This is a genomic window from Corynebacterium sp. c8Ua_99, assembly GCF_039907185.1.
Lineage (GTDB): Bacteria > Actinomycetota > Actinomycetes > Mycobacteriales > Mycobacteriaceae > Corynebacterium > Corynebacterium jeikeium_D.
Map to the genome: position 1 here is coordinate 309,721 of NZ_JASBOG010000001.1, position 6,270 is coordinate 315,990.

7 protein-coding genes are annotated in these 6,270 nt (G+C 61.4%); 2 read left to right on the forward strand and 5 right to left on the reverse strand.

Features of this window, described 5'->3' with window-relative positions; genetic code table 11:
• Window positions 1-8 precede the first annotated feature (8 nt).
• Entirely contained in the window at window positions 9-491 is a 483-nt protein-coding gene (locus QKE19_RS01330) for a general stress protein (RefSeq protein ID WP_042388577.1), read from the reverse strand.
• Between the two features lie 319 nt (window positions 492-810).
• On the opposite strand from QKE19_RS01330, the gene QKE19_RS01335 reads away from it, so the two are divergent.
• Window positions 811-1,944 (forward strand): Mrp/NBP35 family ATP-binding protein, encoded by a 1,134-nt coding sequence (locus QKE19_RS01335; protein WP_049193006.1) that lies wholly within the window; start codon window positions 811-813, stop codon window positions 1,942-1,944.
• Window positions 1,945-2,191: 247 nt separating this feature from the next.
• Here QKE19_RS01335 and tatB read toward each other — a convergent pair whose 3' ends face one another.
• The 4 genes from tatB to sigE form a co-directional block, all read right to left on the reverse strand.
• Window positions 2,192-2,788, reverse strand: a complete 597-nt coding sequence (gene tatB, locus QKE19_RS01340) for a Sec-independent protein translocase protein TatB (protein WP_070603702.1) — start codon at window positions 2,786-2,788, stop codon at window positions 2,192-2,194.
• 111 nt (window positions 2,789-2,899) lie between these two features.
• Entirely contained in the window at window positions 2,900-4,219 is a 1,320-nt protein-coding gene (locus QKE19_RS01345; RefSeq protein WP_347890174.1) for a trypsin-like peptidase domain-containing protein, read from the reverse strand.
• Window positions 4,219-4,611, reverse strand: a complete 393-nt coding sequence (locus QKE19_RS01350) for a zf-HC2 domain-containing protein (RefSeq protein ID WP_052317810.1) — start codon at window positions 4,609-4,611, stop codon at window positions 4,219-4,221. The genes QKE19_RS01345 and QKE19_RS01350 overlap by 1 nt, the downstream gene beginning before the upstream one ends.
• A 51-nt stretch (window positions 4,612-4,662) precedes the next feature.
• The gene (gene sigE / locus QKE19_RS01355; RefSeq protein ID WP_070429357.1) at window positions 4,663-5,316 is read right to left on the reverse strand and encodes an RNA polymerase sigma factor SigE; all 654 of its coding nucleotides are present in this window, start codon (window positions 5,314-5,316) and stop codon (window positions 4,663-4,665) included.
• A gap of 158 nt (window positions 5,317-5,474) precedes the next feature.
• On the opposite strand from sigE, the gene QKE19_RS01360 reads away from it, so the two are divergent.
• Window positions 5,475-6,149, forward strand: coding sequence for a class I SAM-dependent methyltransferase (locus QKE19_RS01360; RefSeq protein ID WP_049193703.1), 675 nt, complete (start codon window positions 5,475-5,477; stop codon window positions 6,147-6,149).
• The last annotated feature ends 121 nt before the right edge of the window (window positions 6,150-6,270 follow it).

Sequence of the window (6,270 nt, forward strand, 5' to 3'; positions counted from 1 at the left end):
ACAGCAACCTACCCGCGGTTCCCACCGAGAGCCCGCTGCGCCAACAGGTCACGGGCCCGCTCGGCATTGCGGGGATTGCACAGGACATCGTAGCGACGGGCAACAATCTCCGTAGTGCTAGAGAAATCCCGTTTGCCGTTTTGCATTGCGTACGGAACTGCGGCCAGCACGATGCCGAAGATGGCCCCCATACCGAGGCCAACAATCAGCGGACTGACCCAATCCTCTTGGAAAAGGCCCAGAATCAGGCCGAAGAACAAGCCCATCCACAGGCCGTACAGCGCGCCGCCGCCGAGCACCTTCGGCCAGGTCAGCCTGCCGACCACGCGCTCCACCTGCATCAGGTCAACACCGACGATGGTGAGGTCGGAAACCGGGAACTCATCGCGATCACTGAGCGAATCCACCGCCGCCTGCGCGTCGGAGTAGTTGGTGAAACTGCCCACCGGCCACCCCTCGGGCACCTGGCGCTGAGGCAACCGGGACTTCATGCTCTGTTCCCGGCCGCTCCCCCAACCGCTGCCCGCTTCCCCATTTGCCATCGGTACTCTCACCGTTCCCTTGCAGTTGTTGTCACAGTAAATGGTGACTCAGTTGCTGAAAATATTGCTAAAACTATCGCCAAAAGGCGTTCTATCAAGGACAACGTCAGACGATTGGCAATTGTTCCACCGACTGGTCCGCCGCCCATTCCACCGCCACCGCTCTTGCCGGAAGGGTTGGTCGCTGTGACCGTCGTAAAGCGGCAAACTACTGATTTTGTCAGTAGTTCTTTGTCTTGCGGGGTCTCACGATAAGATTCACTACATAATGTCTACGATTACTGAAGCTGAAGTTCGCACCGCCCTGGCGCAGGTCGAAGATCCTGAGGTACGTCGCCCGATTACCGAGATTGGCATGGTCAAGTCCATCTCGGTGGCGGACAACAATGACGTGGCCGTGGAGATTTACCTCACCATTGCCGGTTGCCCCATGAAAAACACCATCATCGAGCGCACCGAAGAGGCGCTGAACGGTATCGAGGGCGTTGGCAACGTCACCGTCACCACCGATGTGATGAATGACGAGCAGCGCCGCGAGTTCCGCAACGCCGTCCGCGGCACCGCCTCCGAGCCGGTGATCCCATTCGCCCAGCCGGACTCCCGCACCCGCGTGTTCGCCGTCGCCTCCGGTAAGGGTGGCGTTGGTAAGTCCTCCGTGACCGTGAACCTCGCCGCCGCGCTGGCCGCGAAGGGTCTGTCTGTCGGTGTCCTCGATGCCGACGTCTACGGACACTCCATTCCGCACATGATGGGCTCCGAGGAAAAGCCGCACCAGGTCGACGACATGATCATGCCTCCGCAGGCGCACGGCGTGTCACTGATTTCTATCGGACACTTCGTCGACGACAACGCACCGGTTGTCTGGCGTGGGCCAATGCTGCACCGCGCTATCCAGCAGTTCCTCGCGGACGTGTTCTGGGGCGACCTGGACGTCCTGCTTTTCGACCTGCCCCCGGGAACCGGCGACATCGCCATCTCCGTGGCGCAGCTCGTGCCGAACGCTGAGCTGCTGATTGTTACTACCCCGCAGATGGCCGCCGCCGAGGTCGCAGAGCGCGCCGGCACCATTTCGCTGCAGACCCGCCAGCGCATCGCCGGTGTCATCGAGAACATGAGCTGGATGGAAATGCCCGACGGCTCCAAGATGGAGGTCTTCGGCGCAGGTGGCGGCGAGACCGTTGCCCGTCGTCTTACCCAGATCACCGGCGGAAAGGTCGAGCTGCTCGGCCAGGTGCCGCTGGACACAGAGCTCCGCGAAGGCGGCGACAAGGGCACTCCGATTGTCCTGTCCAAGCCGGATTCGGGCGCGGGCGAGGCCCTGAACGCTATCGCTGACAAGCTGGTTGTTCGTCGCGAGTCGCTCGCAGGCAAGTCGCTCGGCTTGGGCGTGACTCCGAAGTAGGCCTTCGCTTTACGACGATCACAGCGACGCCCCCTCCCCGGTAGTTTCGGTGCCGGGAAGGGGGCGTCTGCTTTTGTGGCTGCGGTGTCTGGGGCGTATGTGTTGCTGGTGGTGTTTTCGGTGGTGCATCCATCAAAGCGGCTGCGTGCACTTACTGACTAGGTTTATGACACTTTCGTGGCAAAATTTGTGCTCAAAGTGTCATAAACCTAGTCAGTAACTTGCGGTCGGGCACGGTTTGCAACCTCTATAGGTTGTCGTCGTCGACCCAGGCCTGCACCCCACGGGGCTGCTGAGGTTGTTGCGGTTGTTGCGGCTGCTGTGGTGTTTGTTGCGCTTGCTGTTGGCGGGCCTGGGCAACTGGATCCTGCCAAGTTCCCGGCTGCTGGGCTGGCTGCTGAGCCGACTGCGGGAGCGGCTGCTGCGACGGAGCCGGCTGCACTGGCTGGTTCGTATTGGACTGCTGGTACTGCTGACCCGCAGGCCCGGCCGCTCCTGCCGCTCCTGCAGCTCCGGCTGCACCAGTTCCGCCACCACCCGCTGCGGGCTTACCGGAGAGCATGTCCAGGTAGGTGTCATCGCCGTCGAAAAGCGTCCTGGTGATGGCGGTCTTCGGGTTGAGACGACGGAGATCGTTGAGCTCCTGCAGCGGCTTGCGAAGATCATCGAAGTCTTCACCGAACTCGTCCGAGAGGTTATCGCGTGCGTCATTGATTGCGGTGCGCGCAGCCAGAAGCAATGCGCGGACGTCCTCAATTACCTTCGGCAACCGCTCAGGTCCGATGAGAATTAGTCCGAGGATAAAGAGGACAAGAATCTCGCCCCAGCCAACATTAGAAAACACGTTATACCACCTTAGTTACAGTGCACCTCGCATGCAGCATTGCGCGGCCAAATCCACCAAATCTGCCAAATCCGCAGAAACCAGCCGAAACCGGTCGAAACCAGCGCCCCCCTACTCCGGCGTGATCTTCGCCTCCAGCTCGGCTCCGTGACGAACGATTTTCAATACCGCCTCATTACCAGCGCCAACAGTCCACAGCGCCACCGTGAGCTCATCTGCGGACGATACCGCGCGGTCTCCCACAGCCGTAATCACATCGCCTTCCTGCAGACCTTCCCGGTCGGCAACGCCTCCCGGCAGGATGCTGGCAATCTCGGCACCAGTCAGTGCGCCATTGGAAACCGTGCGCGCTGTCACGCCAATCCCCGGATGAACCGGCTGCTCACCGGCGATGAGCTGCTCAGCGATGGCAACGGCTGAATTGATTGGAATCGCAAAGCCCAACCCCTGTGAGCCACCCGAACTACTGAAAATCACCGTATTAATACCGATAATGGCACCGCGGATATCCACCAGCGGACCACCGGAGTTACCCGGGTTGATGGAGGCATCGGTCTGAATCGCATCGGCGTAGCCGTCCGTGTCAGTCCCTTCAGCGGCCAGGCGCACCGGCCGATTAAGCGCGGAGACAATTCCCGAGGTCACCGTGCCGCCCAGCCCCTGCGGCGAGCCCATCGCAATCACTGTGTCACCGACCGCAACCGCGTTGGAATCACCAAGCTGCGCCACGGTCAGCCCCGCAACATCTTCGACCTTAATTACGGCGAGGTCGGTCTTCGGGTCGCGGCCAATAATCTTGGCCGGCACCTCTTTCAGCTTGCCGCCGTCCCAAAACGTTACGGAGACCTGCATATCCTGCCGGTCCGCCACCGCCGAAACGACGTGGTTATTCGTCAAAATATGACCGTCACCATCAATGACAAACCCCGAGCCCACGCCCGAGACCTCACCGGCACTGACCGCAATCGACACCACCGCGGGACGAAGAGCCTCCGCCACCTTGCCGATTTCGGTCAAATCACCGTTGCCCGGCCGCCCCTCGATCTGCTGCAGCTCCACACGCTGGTAGTCCGAGCGGAAAGTCTTGCCAGCCCAACCGCCAACAAAGCCACCAACACCGCCAATGAGCAGCACCACGGCCGACGATGCCGCAATCACACGCCACGGCACCTCGCGGCCAAAAATCACTTCCCGCGCGCTGACGCGGGGAGCCGTCTTCGGGCGAGGCTTCTTTTTCGCTTCGGGTTTGCGGGCTGGACGCCCCGTCGTCATGCGTGACGACGAATCCTGCCACGGCGAATACTCTTGGGCGGTGGCTCTGGGGTCGTCGTCAAGCTTCTGCCCTGGAGCACGCTGTAACCCACCAGTTGCGGCGGCACGATCGGCGTCCGGGGCAAACGCGGAATCATCGAAAGAGCGATGTTTGCCCACTAGTGACTACCACCTTTACGAAAACCACGAACGATCTGCTCCAACGCAGCGCTCAGCGACTCCGGCGGACGGTGCGCGAGATGCCGCGCCGACCGATGGGGCTCTGAGTCCTCGCAACTGCCTGCGAAATCAGCAATACGTGCGCGCAGCTCAGCTGGAATGTGCAAGGGCGCGCTATCACGCAGACGCTTGGCTGCCTGCCGCTGCTTCGCGACCTCCCGGCGACACTCCGGACATGCCATCAGGTGCGCCTGCGCACGACGCTCAGCTACGACCGACAACTCGCCGTCAACAAAAGCGGCAATTGCCTCGGTGCCGAGATGCTCCGTTGACAAAAAACGCTTGTCATCGCCCTGCTGAATCACAGACTGCAGCACCTCCAGAAATCGCACCTATTTAACTAGCCCCACAATAGCCGCTCCCGCGGATTGAGTGCGGGAAATCTAGCCTGCGGTGACCGACTCCGGCAGCTCCTGTCGTTCCTTCTCCAGGCGCTCCAACGTCGCCCGCAAGCTGGAACGTGCCCGGTGAATACGCGAACGCACAGTGCCCATCTTGAGCCCAAGGGTGCTGGCAATTTCCTCGTAGGTCAGCCCCACCACATCACAGAGGACAACCACCGCGCGATAGTCCGGCTGCAGCTCAGCCAGCGCGATTTCCAAATCCGGGTCGAGCATCGCGTCATCGACGGCCTGCTCCGGCGTCTTCAGCGTGCCCGGGACACGGTCGTAGTTCTCCGGCAACGCCTCCATCCGGATGACCTGCCGGTGCCGGACCATATCCAAAAACAGGTTAGTGGTAATCCGGTGCAGCCAGCCTTCAAAAGTGCCGGGACGGTATGACTTCAGCGAGCGGAACACACGCATGAATGTTTCCTGCGTCAGGTCTTCCGCGTCCTGCTGGTTACCAGTTAACCGATATGCGAGCCCATAAACACTATCCGCGTGGGCCTGGACCAGCTCCGACCACGACGGCATCTCCCCCACACCTGCGTCAAAAGCCGCGGTGCCGGACAGTTGCTCAGTTACGTCAGCGGACGCGGCGTCCTCGCGGCTGGCGCCTACGCTGACTCGTTCGGACTTGACTCGTTCGGGCATGAGGTTCAGTGTTCCTTACCAACCTTAGGTTTGTAGTGACCTTACCCTGAAAATAGTTTGAGAGTCCAGACAAACTTGAGGCTTGTTTACCCACCTAGTCCGGCACTGACCGGCGCGCCCCGCTGCCCTGCCCGAAGTTTTTTCCTACGCTATAGAACGTGTCCGAAACGAGTTCTTCTGCTACCCCGCTATCCGCACGTGACGCTATTGCACAGCACGTCAACAACACGACCGTAGTCTCCGAGGCCCTTGAAAGCGCCCGAGAGAGCGCTCGCGAATACGGAGTTGCCGTCCCCGATACGATGACCGGCGCCGCTTTGACCTCGCTCATGGCTCTGACCAGTGCCCGCCGCGACGGTCACCCCGCCGCTGTCATCGCATCGCCTGCGGCAGGCGTAGTCGGTTTGCACCTGGCCGCCGGCCTCGGCGATGACGGCGTTCTCACCTGCATCGACCCGGAGCTCGAGCACCAGTCTCTGGCGAAGTCCGCTTTCCGAGCCGCAGGCATCCGCCCCAACCGACAGCGCTTCCTGCCTTCGCAGCCGCTGGAGGTCATGGATCGACTGGCCGCCGACTCCTACGACTTGGTCTACTTGGACGTCGCCCCGGCGATCCTCCGCGCCGCCCAGGAAAAGGCCTGGCCGCTGCTTCGCTCCGGTGGCGCGCTCGTCCTGACCGGCGCGCTCCTCGACGGCACTGTCGCTGACTCGTCACGCACTGACCGTGACACCGTCGCTGCCCGTGAAGCCGACGAATATATGCTCCAGCTTGACGACGCTTACGTGATGCGCCTACCTCTAGCAGCTGGCACCACTGTGCTGGTGAAGAAGTAGTTTTCTACTGTTGGCCGGCTGGCTAGCGGCAGCGGTGGGCCGAGCCGAGTTACTGACTGCGTTTATGACAGCGGCGGCGGGTCAAGCCAAGTTACTGACTGCGTTTATGACAAAAGTGACC